At 42.3% G+C, this 17,714-nt stretch carries 13 protein-coding genes and 2 tRNA genes; 5 read left to right on the forward strand and 10 right to left on the reverse strand.

Translation table 11 applies throughout. The features are described from left to right. Positions 1-2: 2 nt before the first annotated feature. Positions 3-365, reverse strand: a complete 363-nt coding sequence (locus L1286_RS23240; RefSeq protein ID WP_235409414.1) for a hypothetical protein — start codon at positions 363-365, stop codon at positions 3-5. A gap of 144 nt (positions 366-509) precedes the next feature. Between L1286_RS23240 and L1286_RS23245 the strand changes: the two genes are divergently transcribed. The 4 genes from L1286_RS23245 to L1286_RS23260 all read left to right on the forward strand — a co-directional run bounded on the left by L1286_RS23245 (position 510) and on the right by L1286_RS23260 (position 2,872). Then, entirely contained in the window at positions 510-752 is a 243-nt protein-coding gene (locus L1286_RS23245) for a hypothetical protein (RefSeq protein WP_235409415.1), read from the forward strand. Between the two features lie 66 nt (positions 753-818). Beyond that, positions 819-1,373: a hypothetical protein gene (locus L1286_RS23250; RefSeq protein ID WP_235409416.1), complete on the forward strand. Its 555-nt coding sequence runs from the start codon at positions 819-821 to the stop codon at positions 1,371-1,373. 108 nt (positions 1,374-1,481) lie between these two features. Next, entirely contained in the window at positions 1,482-1,892 is a 411-nt protein-coding gene (locus tag L1286_RS23255; protein WP_235409417.1) for a hypothetical protein, read from the forward strand. 65 nt (positions 1,893-1,957) lie between these two features. Then, the gene (locus tag L1286_RS23260) at positions 1,958-2,872 is read left to right on the forward strand and encodes a M14 family metallopeptidase (RefSeq protein ID WP_235409418.1); all 915 of its coding nucleotides are present in this window, start codon (positions 1,958-1,960) and stop codon (positions 2,870-2,872) included. A gap of 17 nt (positions 2,873-2,889) precedes the next feature. Here the strand turns inward: L1286_RS23260 and L1286_RS23265 are convergent, their stop codons facing one another. Beyond that, positions 2,890-3,480, reverse strand: a complete 591-nt coding sequence (locus L1286_RS23265; RefSeq protein WP_235409419.1) for a CBS domain-containing protein — start codon at positions 3,478-3,480, stop codon at positions 2,890-2,892. Positions 3,481-3,946: 466 nt separating this feature from the next. Between L1286_RS23265 and L1286_RS23270 the strand changes: the two genes are divergently transcribed. Then, the gene (locus L1286_RS23270) at positions 3,947-4,903 is read left to right on the forward strand and encodes an FHA domain-containing protein (protein ID WP_235409420.1); all 957 of its coding nucleotides are present in this window, start codon (positions 3,947-3,949) and stop codon (positions 4,901-4,903) included. A gap of 25 nt (positions 4,904-4,928) precedes the next feature. Here the strand turns inward: L1286_RS23270 and L1286_RS23275 are convergent, their stop codons facing one another. From L1286_RS23275 to L1286_RS23310, 8 genes are all read right to left on the reverse strand, one after another. Beyond that, positions 4,929-5,450 (reverse strand): Mpo1 family 2-hydroxy fatty acid dioxygenase, encoded by a 522-nt coding sequence (locus L1286_RS23275; RefSeq protein ID WP_235409421.1) that lies wholly within the window; start codon positions 5,448-5,450, stop codon positions 4,929-4,931. A 273-nt stretch (positions 5,451-5,723) separates the two neighbouring features. Continuing rightward, positions 5,724-7,616, reverse strand: a complete 1,893-nt coding sequence (gene recD / locus L1286_RS23280; RefSeq protein ID WP_235409422.1) for an exodeoxyribonuclease V subunit alpha — start codon at positions 7,614-7,616, stop codon at positions 5,724-5,726. Then, positions 7,616-11,149, reverse strand: coding sequence for an exodeoxyribonuclease V subunit beta (gene recB, locus L1286_RS23285; protein ID WP_235409423.1), 3,534 nt, complete (start codon positions 11,147-11,149; stop codon positions 7,616-7,618). The genes recD and recB overlap by 1 nt, the downstream gene beginning before the upstream one ends. Then, positions 11,136-14,429 (reverse strand): exodeoxyribonuclease V subunit gamma, encoded by a 3,294-nt coding sequence (gene recC, locus L1286_RS23290; protein ID WP_235409424.1) that lies wholly within the window; start codon positions 14,427-14,429, stop codon positions 11,136-11,138. Before recC ends, recB begins: the two co-directional genes overlap by 14 nt. 108 nt (positions 14,430-14,537) lie before the next feature. After that, complete coding sequence (locus tag L1286_RS23295; protein WP_235409425.1) at positions 14,538-15,566, reverse strand: GGDEF domain-containing protein; 1,029 nt, start codon at positions 15,564-15,566, stop codon at positions 14,538-14,540. Between the two features lie 698 nt (positions 15,567-16,264). Then, positions 16,265-16,354, reverse strand: a tRNA-Ser gene (locus L1286_RS23300). Positions 16,355-16,452: 98 nt separating this feature from the next. Then, the gene (gene nadA / locus L1286_RS23305) at positions 16,453-17,496 is read right to left on the reverse strand and encodes a quinolinate synthase NadA (protein WP_235409426.1); all 1,044 of its coding nucleotides are present in this window, start codon (positions 17,494-17,496) and stop codon (positions 16,453-16,455) included. A 122-nt stretch (positions 17,497-17,618) separates the two neighbouring features. After that, positions 17,619-17,694, reverse strand: a tRNA-Lys gene (locus tag L1286_RS23310). Between the last annotated feature and the right edge of the window lie 20 nt (positions 17,695-17,714).

The following is a 17,714-nucleotide window of genomic DNA, read 5'->3' on the forward strand; positions in this document are numbered from 1 at the left end:
CTTTACACACTCACTTCAAGGCCCGTTGTCTGCGTGTTACGTATCTTGTTAAGCAAAAATGACGCCGTTTCTTTGAGAGGCTGATCTTCAATCTGTTGCATGCGGTGCGCTAAAAAGCTGTCAAGACGGTTATCTTTTAGTGCCGCCAAACATTTTTCCAATGACTCCTCAATATACTGATTCAGTGATACTGACGTGCTCCATTCCAGCGAGTTTGCCCATCGCAATATATGGCTTAACTCACCAGGCTTTAATTCACCACATACACATTGGGCCATTAAAGCTATGTCTAACAGTGACTCTTTTTGTAACTGCTCGACACACACTCCACTGTCGAGATGAGAAAGTAATTGTTCAAACTTCATCAGTAGCTCCTTCAAATTGACGGTATTTACGGCTTTTATATGCCAACATTGACCTTATAAAACCTCCTTTCTAATGTCACTTAAAAAATATACATGTTGAGTTAGATACACTACCCTTAACATAGATCAGCAAGAGCCACCATCATGCCAAAAACCGCTGTATTTGTAGTCTCGCTATATTTCGCCTTGTCGTTTTCAGTTTTTAGCAAAGACGTTATATCAGTCCCTGTGGACAGAGATATCTATCACTATACAAAAAAGATTTTCAGCAACCGAGATCTAAAACACATCACACCTGAAGCATTCGACCACCCGCTTTGCCAGCGAGATATTGTAGATTTAGTGCTGATTCAAAAAGCGCTTATTCTTGGTAATTCGTCCATTTGATTTGAATTCGTTTTAATTGATCATGAAGAGCAAGAAGCAAATTTACTGAAGTCAGGCTTGCTGCTTGTGAGTGTTGATACAATGTGGTTGAGCCAAGTAAAACCAATCGCCAACAATGTATATATTTCTTCTCCCATAATTAGAAAAGGGGAATATTATGCAGGCATTTTTGCAGCACCGGACCATACAGACAGGATCGCAAAAAAAATTGGCGCTGATTTGTCTCAAGTAACCGCAGTCAGTAATGAAAACTGGAGTGTTGATTGGCAAACATTGAAGCAGCTAAAACCAAAAGCCATGTTTAATGAATCTGAATGGATAATCATGGCCAAGCTGGTTAGCCATGGTTGGGTTGATATTATGCTTGTCTCATTCAATAATTCAACCGATTTTAGGTACAGTGGGGATGGCTATGTAATTGAAGCAATTAAAGGAATTAAAGTTGCATTACAAGATAGTAGACACTTTGTTATAAGCAGAAAGCACCCACGCAGTCAACAAACCTTTCGTGAACTAGAATTGGGAATAAAACGACTCAGAGAGTCAAATTTTATAGAAAAATCATACAGAAGCTGCGGGTTTCTAACCAATTTGGTTGATAAATGGCGCGAAATACCCTAGAAAAATCGTATTTTTGCTTATTCGAGTAATCCTTCATATTTGATCCATTATATTCCAATATCTTTCCCCAAATTAGAAAAAAGACTGAATAGATAATAGGAATCCTTAATGAAAGAGCTAAGACTTCAGGTTAATACTTTATTTTACTTCGTGCTTGCCACGTTATCTCTAATACTTTTAAGCCTTGCAAAACTGTTCTTTGATCTGCAACTATCGCAAATAGCTGCCGCTCAGTTTTTCGTTGCAGTCGTTGCAACTCTTGCAGTTTCTATTCATTTTATTTTGGCACTTTCTGGCCAGAAATGTGTGACTATTTGTAATCAAGGTTTATCTCATTTCAATATTTTTGGACGCAGGAAATTTGTGCCATCAGAAGAAATATCGCACCTAACAACGAAAAGCTTCTTTGGCTTAAAAGCGATTCAAATACACACGAACGAAAAGCGAATTACACTGCTGGCGTTTAAAATCACCAAAAAGCAGAAAAAGTCACTACAGCAATTAGGGTACTTAGCGTAAAAGGTTGAGATATGGTGGCAAACTGCTTACGATGCAGCAGCAAACTCATAACATAGAGAAGAATCATGTCAAATCAATATCCCATTGGCACACCAGGGACACCATGGAGTGATGAACAGAAGCAGGCTTGGTACCAACAACAGCAGCGCCAACGCTCCTATCACACCGATGTCGCTCGCAGAGTAAATGCTTTGAGCAACATCTGTGTCGTCGAAGAGTATGGTGTTTTGGCATATGACGCTGACAATTACCCGCTCTTTGCACTGAAAAATAAGAATTACAACCCTGCGCACGCCACAATCCTGATCACCGGCGGTGTGCATGGATACGAAACCAGTGGTGTATTGGGTGCGCTCGCTTTTGTTGAGCGCTTCATCGAGCAATTTAGCGATCAATACAACTTTTTGATTTTGCCCTGTATCAGCCCTTGGGGCTTTGAAACCATTAATAGGTGGAACCCTGACGCCATTGACCCAAACCGTTCATTCTACAAAGACAGTCCAGCGCCTGAATCTAAACTAGCAATGGCGTATGTATCGGCGTATGAAGGCGACATCATTGCCCACATAGATTTGCATGAGACGACGGACACTGACAATAGTGAGTTTAGACCAGCATTAGCGGCACGAGATGGCAAAGAAAATCACAATTGGAACATCCCTGATGGTTTTTATCTTGTCGGACATACTCAAAAGCCTGAGCCCGAATTTCAGAAAGTGATCATCGACGAAGTTCAAAAGGTAACACATATTGCAGATGCAGATGAAAATGGCCAGCTGATTGGGGTAGATCTCGCCCAATTTGGCGTGATTAACTACGATGGTACTAAACTTGGTCTATGTATGGGAATGACTGACGCCCCGTTTGTTACCACGACCGAAGTCTACCCTGACAGCACCAACACAACGCCTACAGAGTGTATTGATGGCCAAGTTGCCTCCATTCTTGGTGTGTTGGCTTTTCTTGAAAATCGCAATTAAGACCTCCGTTACGGCCATTAGGCCGTAACTTCAGCATGCTCATAGATAATTTCAAAAATTTCCTTGAACGAGTGCGCTTTTTGCAAAATATTTACGGGGATATGCAGTGCCCTTGCAATATCTGAAGCTGAAATCATACCTCGTAAATTTCCATTGCTATCCATTAACAAAACGTGCTGATGGCCAATTTCTTTGAGTGTCTCTAATATGTCGCCGATGCGAGCATGCTCAACGCATTCATAAAACATCGCATGTAAATCTTCTTTTTTGGTCATCACATCTTCGACGGTTAAATCCGCGCGTGACACATTGCGTTTTTGCGCTGTGGTCAGCACTTTTCTACCAGTTAAATCTTTTGAGTTCACAACACCCACAAACGTGTCATCATGATCAATGACCAATTTGCATCTAACATGTCCGTTCACCATCATAAAAAGCGCATGATCAATGTCCACATCCTTCAGTATCACTTGCGGGTGGCGACGAGTGAAGTCTGTTACAACTTGCTCTGCTGGACTAAATATTGATAGCGGGTTCCCTTCATAATGCTCACAAAACTGATAAATTCCTTCCAGCTTAGTTGTGTTCAAAAGTTTAAACTCACTCATAAACCACCTCATGTGGAGTTAAAAATCGTAGCCATACAAAAAGGATGGTTCATTGTTTGATTTATCGCAAGGAAAATAAAAGGTACTACCTATCTGATATCAAAGTGCTGTAATCCCATGTAATAGATAAAATTAATAATCCCCCCTAGAATAGAGACATAGGTTAGTAAACATTACCAATGATATTCAATTGGCTACTTACTATTGAAGACCTTGCAGATTTCCCTTTATATGTGCCCACCTAGGTGGGCCTATTTTTTAGTTATCGGACGTAAAGCTTAAGCTAGAAAAAATTAAGCTGGGAAGCCTTACGCACTCAGAATCTCGGACTAATGGTAGCTACTAGCGAAATAATCAAGGAATACGAAGCATTTCACTAGTAGTCTACTTCTTTTATCAGGTAAAATTTCTGCAATTGATACGTGCTGCTAACCTTTAGCAATAATACGGAAATCTAGGAAAATCTATGGCTTACTTGATTGATGAGCAAAAGCTCGAAAAAATTTACCTCAAAAGTTACCACACCTTTGGACGTTTCAAGTTTAACGTTGACACATTTTTAGATAAACCAGGAATTTCAAGGCATCACGCTATCATCGAGTATACCAATGAAAGCTGGTTGATTAGAGATGTCAGTACAAATGGCATCTGGATCAATGACCGGAAAATAGATAAAAACTTACCGTATCAACTGTCAGAAAACGATAAAATTGACTTTGCGGCACCTGGGCAAAACTCTTTTGTTGTCTCAAGTTTAAATGCAAACTGTCAGTATTTCGTATCGCAGAATAATTCCAAACATGTCATTGAAATAGAGAATCAAATGCTACTTCCTAATGAGGAAGAAGCAACGCACATAGTCTACTACGATGCACTTTTGAATTACTGGTTTTTAGAGGATTTGAATACCTCAGATAGACAAGCTTTGATTGATGGCGGGATCACCAGCTTATTTGGCGAGCAGTGGCTATTTTATTGCGCAGGTGTTTCTACAATGACAAAGCATTTAGAACAGCAGCCATCGGTTAAACCCCTGTCTCTCAACTTTTCAGTAAGCCTAGATGAAGAAAAGACGGATTTATCATTGCATGTTGAAGGGGAAGAAATTGACCTAGGTAGTCGTAGCCATCATTACCTAATGTTGCTTTTAGCAAGAATCCGTATTGAGGACAAACAAGCTGGCCTTGATCCCGAATTGCAGGGTTGGATCTATCGTGAAGACCTTGCTAAAAAGCTTGGCGTGCAAATGAACCATATGAATATCATGGTTCACAGAGCGCGCAAGCAATTAAGTGAAGCTTCCCCGGAAAAAGCACCTGAGGCAGGTTACATTTTAGAAACCAACAACGGTCAAATTCGTATGAATTGCCAAGATATTACCATTCTAAAAGGCGCCCAACTAGAGACTCGGATTAGCCTCTAAACAATTCTCTTTGTGGCATACAAAACTAATTTCTGTATGCCCCTGCCTGTTTAATAATCTTATCCTCCAACTCTTTCAGAAAACCCAGTTTGAACAACACGTCGGTTAAAACAAACAGTGGTCCAATTAACAACCCGATTAAATCATCAACAAATGCAGGCTTTTTCCCTTCAAAATAGTGCCCGATAAACTGAAACACCCAACCCACAACAAAAAAGCCAATACCAATACTGTAAAACTCCCAACCTGTAGGCATGTTTGACGGCATCATATGATAAATTGCATGCGCCCCCATATAACCAGTTACAAGCAATAGTGTCATTATCAATCCGATTGTCAGTGATAAGTAAAAGTAATAGCCACTTACTAGCGCAATCAACAACATAGCCAGTGTTACCGTGACTCCCTCTAGGGCAAATAGTGGGAAAAATGTCAATATTATGACCGAAAACACAATCAGAGGTACACCAACAAGATGCGTTTTTATATTTCTATTGTCTCTATGATACAACGCGTATTGCACAAGTTGCTGTTCTAGGTTTCGCATTCTTACTCCCCTGAGTATTTACTTTAAACAAAGTTTAATCTAGCGACTTTCATCGCTAAATGTCAAATAATGAACAATACCTAAAACAGGCTAAAGGAGGTAAAAAGAGGCAGCGTGCACAGAATGCTAAGTATTGAGATATACATAAAAAAAGGCCGCCATACAGCATTTGGCGGCACATTCACTGGGCAATATTAAAGCAGCTAAAATGTCATCTTTGTGCTTGAAACATAACAATAGCCCAATATCCAAATGAAACAAATAAAAAGCAATTTATTTACCTTGAATTAACCTCATTCTTAATCCAGAGTTTCTACCTACTGACTTATTCATCGCTAACCTGAGTACTTGTGGCTGATAAACAAGTTCGAAATGATTCTTTGCTCGTGTGATACCAGTGTATACCAGTTGCCTGTTCACCCCTTGCTTTGCCCTTTGTATCGGTGGCAAGATCATCGCTGTGTGCTTAAACTCAGAACCTTGAGATTTGTGTATTGTCATCACATAAACTAATTCATGACTCGGCAATCGAGCGGGGTTAAAAGCCCTTAAAACCCCTTGTTCATCAATAAAAGTCGCCTGCAATATCCCTGCTTCATTGGGTAAAATAATCCCAATATCGCCATTAAAAAGCTTTAATTGGTAATCATTTTGCGTGATCATAATAGGCATACCAGCATAGTATCGGCTGTAGGGGTAAATCAGGCCTTTCTCTGCTAGTTTACGTTCTACCCGCTTATTTAGCTCGTTCACGCCATATGGCCCCTCACGCACAGCTGCAAGCAATTGATAATCAGAAAAGAGCCCGTGGATTACCTGTGCCGTTTGCTGGCTTTGCATTGCCATAATGTATTGGCTGTAGTGCTGTGCAGCTCGTTCAATTAACTGTGTATAAGAGTCATTGGTCAAGGTATGTAAACTCAGTTCATTAAACCCCTGATTCAACACCCAATCTAAGTGATGTTGGTCATTATTGTTTACGGCCATCGCCAACTGGCCAATACCACTATCACTTTTGAAACGGTGACTTTTTTGTAAAAAAGCCATCACATCTTGCAGACGATAAGCACTTTTTGAACCGGTTAGTTGGGGTTCACTATCAAAGCATACTTTATTGAGTAATTGAGCGCGTTGACTTGAATATGATGGGTTTACACCAAGCACTAAGTCGGCACACAGGTCGTTCAATATACAGCCCGTGTCGACCGACGCTAACTGATCTTTGTCACCTAATAAATATAATCGCGCGCCTGTTGGGAGCGCAGCCACTAACTTAGCCATTAACGATAAGTCTACCATAGAGGCTTCATCGACTATCAGTAAATCGAGATGTAATGGATTGCCAGCATGGTGCTTATATTTATTGCTGTTTGGAATGACGCCGAGCAACCTATGTATTGTTTGTGCTTGTTCAGGAATTCGCTCCGCCAATTCAGGGGCCAGAGAAAGCCTACCTTTGGCGCCTATTATTGACTCACTGAGTCTCGCAGCGGCCTTTCCAGTTGGGGCCACCAGCTTAATTGTGAGCGGGGCGTTTTGATAAAGAGACTGTAGTATTGCCAACAGTTTGGTTACCGTGGTGGTTTTACCCGTGCCGGGTCCTCCGGTAATCACACAAAATGCACTCAATGCTGCGATAGCACACGCTACTTTTTGCCAATCCACTTCTGATGTTTGTTGCTGAGGGAAGTATTGGCCCAGTAATCTGATGAGTGCTTCGTGATTAATCCGAATTTCGCGACTGGCCAATTCAGAAAATCGATGTGCCAAATACGTTTCATAGTGCGCTAACCTAGCCAAATATAAATGGTCGTTGAACAACACCAAGGGTTTACCTTCACCCACCGCGTTATGTTGCTTTAGCGCTTCTCTTGCCGCCGCTTGGTCTTTAAAGGGGCTCAACTCAATCGGCTCAATAATCAACTCGTTCTGTAACAAGAAAGGATTATACCAGTCAATATCGTTCAAAACTAAGCAGCTATTTTGACTTTTCTCAGCTTGCAATAGCAACAAGACGAAATAAAACACATCCCCTGTGTTGCCCTCACAAAGCAGCTTGGCTAGCGCAATATCGACATCACGGACTTTTTTTTGTTTGAGTAATACACTTTGAAACAACACATCATCAAAATGATCGTGGCTAAAATCCAAAGAAAACTGAGACATTACTCTGCCTCCTGCTCAAACAATGCATCCAGCATATTTATTTGCGCCTCATTTAATTGATTGAAATAAATACCGCCACCATCAGGCAGTGCCCGCAAGAATAAGTAATACACACCACCTAGGTGTACATTGGGCTCATAATCCGATAGGCGATATTTCAATAAGCGATGAAGCGCCACAGTATAAATCAAATATTGCAAGTGATATTGGTGTGACGACATCGCTGAGTTTAAGTTTACATCATTGTAATCATTAATATTGTCACCCAAATAGTTCGACTTATAGTCCAGGATGTAATACTTCCCTTGCCATCTAAAAATCAGATCGATGAAACCTTTTAGCATACCTTGAACGTCCTCAAACTTTAAAAAGCTGGGTTGACCTGTCAGTTCACTGACAACTTTATTAAGCTTGGATGCATGCAGTTTTTTTAGTGGTAGAAAAAACTCCATTTCGACCAAACAGTCTTTAGGTTGTAATTTCCCAAGCATCAACTCACCACATGAGGACAGCGGTGTTTGCAGGCTTTGCTCAACCCAACGGCTTACCGTCTCATGCCAATCCAAGTCGATATGATATTTTTCTAAACAGTTAGAAACCACTTCTGTCAGGGGCAGTCTTTCTGTACTTTGTGGCTCATGAGCCGCAGTGAAATCAATCTGCTCATAAATTTCGTGTAAACAGCTCCCCGCCTTTGCTCCCTTCACAAAAGTATAAGGCGACTTAATGACTGATTTTTTCAAAGTAGGTAAATCGAGTTCATGATGTTCATCCAACGCTCCGGAAGGACGTTCATCATGATGAGACAAGTAGCTGAGCTGACTGAAGCTCGTCGTGCGCCAATCACATTCTATGTGCGCTGTTTGTACTTTAGCTGCCAAGTCGTGATCTAATTCAGGTTCATCGACTTGAAAAATCACCGGCACCGCTTCTTGTTCTATTGTGCAGGACATTGCGGCATGTTGTGCACACAGTGTCTGCAATACTTCATACCATTCGTTGGCATGCTTGAATGGCGTATCTGCAAATAATGCAAAGCCAAGTGCCGTTTGATTAATACCGACCTTTTTACTTCGCCCCAAGGGCAGGTTGTACAAACCAAGCTCACAATAATGCACGGCACGAGTCAATGCAACGTAAAGCAAGCGGATATCTTCTGCCAATCGTTCTTTTGCTGCACGCGATAAAGCCGCTTCATCTGCATCTAAGTCGACAATTAACGTATTATCGCGATGATAAACCACTTCATTAGGCTCTCTGTAGCCCGTTGCAAAAGGCATGAAGACGATTGGATACTCCAACCCTTTTGATGCATGCATCGTCACGATTTTTACTAAGTTTGCATCACTTTCAAGACGTAACTGCGCGCCGTCTAAGGTCTGCTCTGCGCATTGAATACTCAACCACCGAAGTACTCGTTGCGTGCCTTCCAACTCGATTTGTTTGTGTTGTAATAATTCAGCAAGGTGCCTAAAGTCAGTAAGCCAGCGTTCCACTTCATAGCCACAAGCTTGCCAAGTATTGGCTAGGCGATTATTTACCAAAAGCTTTTCCAGCATCGCCATGGCACCACTTCGATACCAAATATGTTTTAGCTCGGCAAATAAGTCTAAATACCCCTGCCATTGCTGTTCATCTTGTGCCAGATTGAATATTTGTTCATAGTTAAGCGAGAAAAGTGGTGCAGCAAGCACGCCTCGCAATGCAGCTTCATCATAAGGGCCATGTAAAACATGCAGGAATTGATTCAATGCTTTGGCAATGGGTTGACCAAAAACACTGTCTCGTGCGAGATACACGGCACTCACACCACATGTTTTAAGTGCTCGCTTCATTAAGCTTGCTTCATTTCTATCTCTAACAAGAATACATATATCCGCAGCTTTGACTGGCGTCGCACCAATATGTGCGTGCCCCAGTTTTGCCTTGGTTAATAAGCTGGCAACTTTTCCTGCAAATATCTCTGCAAGTACAGGATAGGCATGCGCTTTACTCGTAACTTCTCCTTGGTTGTCATAAATACAAAACCTTAAAACACCGTCAGTGTCCCCCTCTATCGACAAACTATGCGCCGCAGATTTGCCTTGCGCATCCACTGCATAAAAAGGAATGGCCTCATTGAAGATAAAACTACTGTCATGCTGAGTAAAAATAGTATTAACACTTTCTACCACCGTTTTTGCCGAGCGATAGTTTTTAGCCAGTGTAAATTGACGACAGTCATCAACGGCTTGCTTTGCACCTATGTAGGTAAAAATATCTGCTCCCCGAAAGCCGTAAATAGCTTGTTTAGGGTCGCCTATCATAGTTAATCCGGTTTCATCGCCATGTTGATAAATCGCGCTAAAAATTCCATATTGAATGGGATCCGTATCCTGAAACTCATCAATCAAAGCGACAGGGTATTGCTGAATGATTTTACTTGCTAGTTCACCACCGGCCTCAGATCGCAATGCTTGAAACAAGTTACCCAAAAGATCGTCAGGTGAAATTGTCCTTTGCAGTCGTTTATGCTGCAGCAAAATTAGCTTTACCTCATCCAGAGCATGTTGTAACAAGGCTATGGGCAATTGACACTTGACCATGTGATGCAATGCAGACAATTCATCAAAGGTCGCAATCATAGGATGTTCGATAAGATCCGCATTTTTTTTATAGTTTTTAGGGTCACTTAATTGGGCGCGGTTCCATAAATTAAATGAATGCCCACTGCTGCCAAATTCAAAATACCAATGTTCAGAGTCCATATACTCCGATAAAGCTTGAATGTTCCCCTTGCGTCCTGGCGCTTTATTTTTTGCTAGCCCTGAGTTTTCTAAACATGCTATAAACTCCGATTCTCTCAACGCTTGTTTAAACTGTCCTGCCCGTTCCACATATGTAGCTCTAGCCGCCATCACGTCTTCTAGTTTTACCTTCGGCGTTAGTACCGCTGTGGACTTAGCTAAAAGCGGCAGAAGCTTTTTCATAAGACTTTGAGGATGGGCAAACTGTGCCAAAACAAGGGCTGTTTGCTCCTTATCGAGTCGGTATAAAAACTTGCGCCAATAGTCTTCTATCGCAACCTTAACCAACTCGGTTTCATCCAAAACAAACTCTAAATTGAAACTTAAGCGCGACTCAAAAGCATGTTGTTTCAACATCCTTTGACAAAAACCATGGATAGTAAATATCGCGGCTTCATCCATCGACTTTGCAGCAGCATCTAATAAGGTAAATGCTTTTTTCTTATCTTCAATTTCCGATAACAAAGCCACTAACAGAGGGTCTTCACAAGCAGCCCCCAACAAGGCATCTCTGGCATCGATAATTCTCGCCCGCACTCGGTCTTTTATTTCTTGTGTCGCAGCTTCGGTAAACGTGACCACTAAGATTTCATCGACGCTCAAACATGTACCAGCATTCTTGCCAGCAAGTCCAAGTAGATAACGCAAGTACAAGGCAGTAATTGTATATGTTTTTCCCGTTCCTGCACTCGCTTCAATCAAGTTGTGTCCATGCAAGGGCATTGTAAGTGGATTAAGCATCTCCATGCTGTGCCTCCTGCTCAAGGGCTATCATGGGCCCTAACATTGATTTACTTAACGACATAAACTCTTCTAAACAAGGCTCAAGGGAATTAAAATTTAGGGCGACATAGGGGTCTTCTGACTCTCCCAAACCAATATACTGCCCGCCAGCAAATTTTGTTTGTGCTTTCCCTAAATCGTCCGTGCTCGCATATGCATAGCTGGTTGCAGGAAAAAATGGAATAGGTCGAGTATTGATGAGCTTATAAAACTCGATCCACTCTCTCAGTAGCCGTTCTGCGGATTGCGTATCCAGAGGTTCAAAGGTCACTTGCTCGTCAAGTCCGATAACAATGGTAGGCATAGGAGAAACCACCAAGTTTGCCAGCAAATGACATATAAACGCCCTTATTTTATCTTTCGCCTTTATACTGGCTGGGCGATAAAACACCTGCTGTCCTGCACAGAGCTTATCTAACCACCCAACTAACTTGATGTCGTTGACTGTCATGGCAACTTCTACAGGGCCTCTGACATCTGTCAGGTGAGACTTCAACACTCCGAGCATCGGTAAAACACGCTGTTGTAAAGACTCGAGTTGTATCTCGCCGATATAGGCTTGCCCAAGCTCACCTCTTTGTAACAGCTGCGCAGGTTTAATTGGCATGTCATTCAAATTGCTCTCAACAAGCTCATGTAAATATTGATAGCGCGTTAATGGATCTAAAGTAAAGGGCTCAGAATCATCTTGATATTCTGTCGTCGGATTAATCTTAACGCCAAGGCAGTGCTGATAAAAATAGCTTTGTGGGGCAACACAAGCGCGCAGTAATTGACTCACTTCCAATTCATCCGGTGCACATTGTCGAATAGGGAGTGCCTCATTCGTTTCACACGCTTCAAATTGTAAAAGCCAATTGGTGTTGTAGCTTTGAAAATTACCTTGCTGATAGTGAATAGGGTTAAAGGGCTGTAATGGCGCTTGCGTTTTTAGCTTGTCACTGGGTTTAAGTTCGCAGCTTGGATAATAAAAGCTGCGATCAATATACTCAAATAATTCACTCACTAACACTGAGGGCACTTGCACCTCATTGTTAAAACATGAACGACCGATAAAGCTAACATAAAAATGTAGCCGAGCGCTCAACAGCGCTTCTAAAAATAGATATCTGTCATCCAATTTGCGTGATCGGTCACCTTTTCGGCGTGACGAATGAGGCACAAGATCAAACCCTATTGGCTGTACTTGACGGGGGTAATCAGCATCATTCATCCCCAATAAGCACACGACTTTAAAAGGTACTGCACGCATTGGCATCAGTGTACAGAAGTTAACTGCACCGGCTAAAAATCGTTGCCCAACGCCTTTTTCTTGGATCCCTTGCTTGATCAAATATGCAAGTACTCGTGGTTCTACCACGTGTGTCATGTCTCCATTGTCAAAGTGCTTTTGAAGCGTATCGGTAAGCTTAGTCAGCAACATCAAGTCCCAGCTTTGCTCCGTCTCTTCATGATAAAACTCACCTATCAATTGCTTCAATAACTCAGCTTTTTGAGCGAGGTTTGCGGGGGCTATGAGTTTTACTTTAGCGCTATTCAGCGCTTCTATAAATGCAACTAACTTACTCAATATATTAATTGCCATGCCCTCTACCAAATCTGCCGGATACACATTTGCATATTCGATATCTTCGCGCGCGCTGGCAATCCCAAGCAACAGGCGGTTTAAGCCATGTAACCATGTATTCAATGGTATTTCGGGCAAACCATGGTCCGCTTTATTACTCGCATCCAGACCCCACTTTATTGCTACCTGTTCAAGCCAAAATTTGATCTGTTCAAATTCACGCTCTTCAATCTCAAAGCGATTTGAGATGGCCTCAACCCCAAGCAGATCCATAATGTCCGACACACCAAAACGGCTAAATGGTAAATTGACAAGCGTAACAAATGACGTCAGTACCGGCTTTTCCTGCTCAATCGCCATGTCAGCTAACGCAAAAGGGATTTTTCTCTTGCCTTCAGCACTGCCAAATACAGCCTCAATGTAGGGGCTATAGCTTCCTACATCTGGCATCATTACTATCACATCCTTAGGGGTCAATTCTGGGTGCTGATTAAATAGGTTGAGTAAGTGGTCATGCAAGCACTCCACTTCCCTCAGCGGCGTATGACAATCTTGTAAGCTAACACTGTTGTCGTCGTCATTGATGGTCAATTTGCCATCATCATTAACAAACCAGTTTGGGTCCGCTTGTAACGACGCTCCTTTAAACGCCAATTGGTAAACTTCTTGTTGAATTTTCGACAAGAGGCTATCGTTAAAATCCTCGACAAACCCATCCAACCATCTCGCATCTAATTGAATTAATTGCTCTAAATAATCTCGCCCAAGCTTTCCCCAAGACGATAGAAGTGGGTTGCCGATATTATAGTAATCTTCCTCTTGGTCATTGTGCGCTTCAATGGCGGGACGCTTAACGTATTTTGCATTAATCTTGGCCTGCGTTTTTTCATCAACGAGATCGCCCCAGTAATGCTCACTCGGATTGAAAAAGAACAGTAACACATCAACTTTAGTGCCCAGAGCCTGAAAAACTTCTAACTGGCTGGTCGGCATGGCTGAAAGGCCAAAAATAGAGATACGCTCGGGCAGCGCTTCTGTGGGCGCATTGGTCAATGCCGTGAGTAACTGCTCGTGCATATTAGCTCGGTTATAAGCACTTTGACCAAGCTGATCGGTATATGCAATTAGCGCACGCCATAAATCTGGCTGCCAATTTGCAATAGCCACATCCACGTCAGTTAATGCGTCCTCACCCGTTTCCCACACTGCCAACCAATCAGGACGATACATTAAATATTGGTCATACACATCGGCTATTTTTTCGCATAAAGTGAATAGCTTCAGCCCATCTGGTTCGTCTCCCCCCGGCCCCCCTTGCTCAGTATCGATGGCCAAATAGTTCGCAAGCGAGGCATAGCCAGGTAAAGAAAGCTTCTCCGGCAAAATGTTAAATAGCTTCCATGTCATATTCGTTTTGTTGTAGGGGGATTCAGCTGGAACATCGGGCAGAAACTGTTGATAAAGACGCCAAATAAAGCTCAAAGGCAACGGGAAGTCTATTTGTGCCGCAACCCCAACGCACTGGCTCAAACCATTTTTAAGCCATTGAGACATGCCCGGTGATTGCACCAATACAACTTCTTGCTGGAATGGGTCATCAAGTGGCGCGGTTTTCATCACCGTATTAAACTGGCTCTGCAACGCCTCCATGCGATTGGACTGAATTATATGCAACATAAGCACTTAGCTGGAAAAAGACAGGAATGAACAGTGTAAAAAAAATGTCCTTATTAGAACAGTAAAATAATACAAAGCAGTAAGAATTGCTGTCTTACTGACCGATATTTAAAACAAATCGATATCGCTGCTCTCAATGTGCGTAGTAACTTGTTTTAAAGAGACCAGCTCTTCGTAAAAATTGACCTGATCACGGCCATGTTCTTTGGCGTAGTACAAAGCTTTGTCTGCATTTTCTAACACATTAATTGGAAAATCGTAGGGACTTATTCTCGCAAGCCCTGCACTCACAGTCAGCTTTTTCACAAATGGGAAATGCGTATGACGTACAAGGTTTAGAAATTTTTCCATTTTATCTTTGATAGAGTCATAGTCTGCCGGTTCGAATACAATGACAAACTCTTCACCACCAAACCGAAAAAGTAAGTCCGTTGAACGAAAGAAATCCTGCATTTTCTGAGCAAGAATCAATAACACCTCATCTCCACAAACGTGTCCATAGGTGTCATTTACACTCTTAAAGTGGTCTATATCAATCATCGCCAACCAAGAGGTAGCACCTTGATGCTGGCTTCTTGGATCATGACCATCTCTAATTGCACGATTTTGCTCAATCATTTGCTTTTCTAGCAGCTGCTTCAGCTTTTTATCGAACGTCTGACGATTAAGCAAGCCCGTTAATTTATCCCTTTCGTTTTCACGCAAAATGGTCAAATAGTTTTCGTAAATTCTCACAAACGCATTCAGCATGACTTGTTGCGCACTATCTAGCCCTTCACTTTTCACCTCGATGGCACCAACCGGCTTTTCATGGATGACGATCGGGAGCCAACGGCTTTCAATGCCTTTAGGATCTTGCATTGTGATACTACATGCCGATTGTAAGCAAGAGTTTAACTCCGCGTGAGGCGTATCTATCACCTCTCTGTCTAACCATTCATACTCACCGACATCACGCACATTCAAAGACAAGCTGCGCTCAACAGTACAAGGTCCGGTCCCACTCATTATTTTGTAAACAGAAATGCTCTGGCAAGCGATAAACTCTTGAATTGTAGACAACAAGCTATATTCAAGGGAGTCGATATCCCTTGTTTTGGTAATTCTAATTACCGAATTTAATAAATCTTCTTGCATAGTATGCCTATAAGGTACTCATTACATTCAGTGATCAGAGTAATGACGCCGTAGACCCTCACTAAGACCGATGAGCTATTGTGAAGATCATTTCCTCTGATTTTGATTAGTGGCAATATATGCTGCACTTTTGTTTAATTATCGGCCAGATTTACATGTTAGGCAATTGAAATTCGTCCCACTACATATTTCTCCGGTTTGTACCCCTTGCAATTACACATCAGTAACAACGCAGTACGTGCTAACGCGAAGTGCGCATGGTACCAAAATTACGTGTTTTGACTATCTATGTGACTGTTATCCAATATTGGTCATCTTGATATGCCGCACGGACACAGACTACTCAAGGAATAGACCGTCGTTACGTATTCTGTGTGGGCGAATCCAACATGCTCTACCTGCGGACTTTTTAACATCAGCCCACGATAAGCCTTTGAGGTGTTTTTCGACTGTTTTCGGCAGCTTTAAAGACAGCTGAAGCACTGACGCCAACATGCACTTTATTAACTAGTTCTATATTACAAAAAGTCAGCCTAGTTTACTGAGCGACGTATCGGGGCAGCAAGACTATGTTTTTATTGTCAATAGACAGCGTTTTGAAAAACGGCTTTGATAACTCGTCGGGCATTTGCATGCAGTCTGAGTGGTCTAAAAATTAAATAAGTGAAATACATCGAGTGATTTTAAAGGGAAGGAAATGGCGGAGAGGGAGGGATTCGAACCCTCGATAGGGGTTAACCTATACACGAGTTCCAGTCGTGCGCCTTCAGCCACTCAGCCACCTCTCCGCACTGAAAGCGGGCGTAATACTATGAAAACCCCCGCCTTTTAGCAAGTACTTTTTTTGTAATATCGCTTAACTGGCTAGATTACAGCCAATCTCGCATTATCCTTTTAAGCTTGCTGAAAAGTCTAGCATACGATTTAGTGAGCGCAGGGCACCTTCACGCAAATCCATATCGACAAAGACTTCTTTACCTTCAGGGCTAATAAGCGCTTCTTCAATTGCTTGTAAACCGTTCATAGCCATCCACGGACAGTGCGCGCAGCTTCTGCACGTCGCACCTTCACCTGCTGTTGGTGCCTCAAAAAACTCTTTATCAGGGCACAGCTGCTGCATTTTATAGAAGATACCGCGATCGGTTGCCACAATGAACTTTTGATTGTCCATCTCTTGAGCAGCTTTAATCAACTGACTTGTGGAACCTACTGCATCGGCAAGGTCTACAATCTCAGCTGGTGATTCTGGGTGCACCAACACGGCGGCATCTGGGTGCAATGCTTTCATGTCTTTCAGTGCTTTCGTCTTAAACTCATCATGAACGATACATGCACCATTCCACATGATCATATCTGCACCTGTTTTCTTTTGAATATAAGAACCTAAGTGCTTGTCAGGGCCCCATATGATGGTTTCCCCTTCAGAGTCTAAGTGCTCAACGATTTCAAGCGCACATGATGAAGTGACAATCCAATCAGCACGCGCTTTAACCGCAGTAGAGGTATTTGCGTATACCACAACTTTTCTTTCTGGGTGCTCATCACAAAACTTTGAAAATTCGTCGATTGGACAGCCAACATCCAGTGAGCATGTTGCATCCAAAGTTGGCATGACAACTGTTTTTTCTGGCGTTAGGATCTTTGCGGTTTCACCCATGAAGCGCACACCAGCGACAATAATGATTTCTGCATCTTCTTGTTTGGCACCAAAGCGCGCCATCTCTAGAGAATCGGCCACACATCCACCCGTCTCTTCGGCGAGTGCTTGGATCTCTGGATCCGTGTAATAATGGGCAACCAATACGGCATTTTTCTCTTTTAACAACGACTTAATTCGCGCTTTGTATTGCTGCTTTTCTTCGTCGTTCAACGGTGCTGGTTTTGGAGGAAATATATAATCCTCAGGCATGATTTGTTCTGCTAGACTCATTCTCTCGACCACATAGTCCACATTGCATAATTAGGCCGAATTATACGAAAATTACAGACATAATCCTAGTAAATGACAAGATTAGGAGGGAATATTTAAGAATAAAAGAATAGGACAAGAAATGGTGGGTCATGATGGACTCGAACCATCGACCAATGGATTAAAAGTCCACTGCTCTACCAACTGAGCTAATGACCCGCTCGGGAATATTTTAAGCT

The sequence above is a fragment of the Pseudoalteromonas sp. SMS1 genome, from assembly GCF_021530565.1.
Taxonomy (GTDB): Bacteria; Pseudomonadota; Gammaproteobacteria; order Enterobacterales; family Alteromonadaceae; genus Pseudoalteromonas.

Excerpts from the sequence above, each read along its gene's own strand:
- L1286_RS23245 (WP_235409415.1), top strand. The coding sequence starts at position 510 with ATGCCAAAAACCGCTGTATTTGTAGTCTCGCTATATTTCGCCTTGTCG.
- L1286_RS23240 (WP_235409414.1), bottom strand. The coding sequence starts at position 365 with ATGAAGTTTGAACAATTACTTTCTCATCTCGACAGTGGAGTGTGTGTC.
- L1286_RS23260 (WP_235409418.1), top strand. The coding sequence starts at position 1,958 with ATGTCAAATCAATATCCCATTGGCACACCAGGGACACCATGGAGTGAT.
- L1286_RS23270 (WP_235409420.1), top strand. The coding sequence starts at position 3,947 with ATGGCTTACTTGATTGATGAGCAAAAGCTCGAAAAAATTTACCTCAAA.
- L1286_RS23295 (WP_235409425.1), bottom strand. The coding sequence starts at position 15,566 with ATGCAAGAAGATTTATTAAATTCGGTAATTAGAATTACCAAAACAAGG.
- L1286_RS23275 (WP_235409421.1), bottom strand. The coding sequence starts at position 5,450 with ATGCGAAACCTAGAACAGCAACTTGTGCAATACGCGTTGTATCATAGA.
- recB (WP_235409423.1), bottom strand. The coding sequence starts at position 11,149 with ATGGAGATGCTTAATCCACTTACAATGCCCTTGCATGGACACAACTTG.
- L1286_RS23265 (WP_235409419.1), bottom strand. The coding sequence starts at position 3,480 with ATGAGTGAGTTTAAACTTTTGAACACAACTAAGCTGGAAGGAATTTAT.
- nadA (WP_235409426.1), bottom strand. The coding sequence starts at position 17,496 with ATGAGTCTAGCAGAACAAATCATGCCTGAGGATTATATATTTCCTCCA.
- L1286_RS23255 (WP_235409417.1), top strand. The coding sequence starts at position 1,482 with ATGAAAGAGCTAAGACTTCAGGTTAATACTTTATTTTACTTCGTGCTT.
- recD (WP_235409422.1), bottom strand. The coding sequence starts at position 7,616 with ATGTCTCAGTTTTCTTTGGATTTTAGCCACGATCATTTTGATGATGTG.
- recC (WP_235409424.1), bottom strand. The coding sequence starts at position 14,429 with ATGTTGCATATAATTCAGTCCAATCGCATGGAGGCGTTGCAGAGCCAG.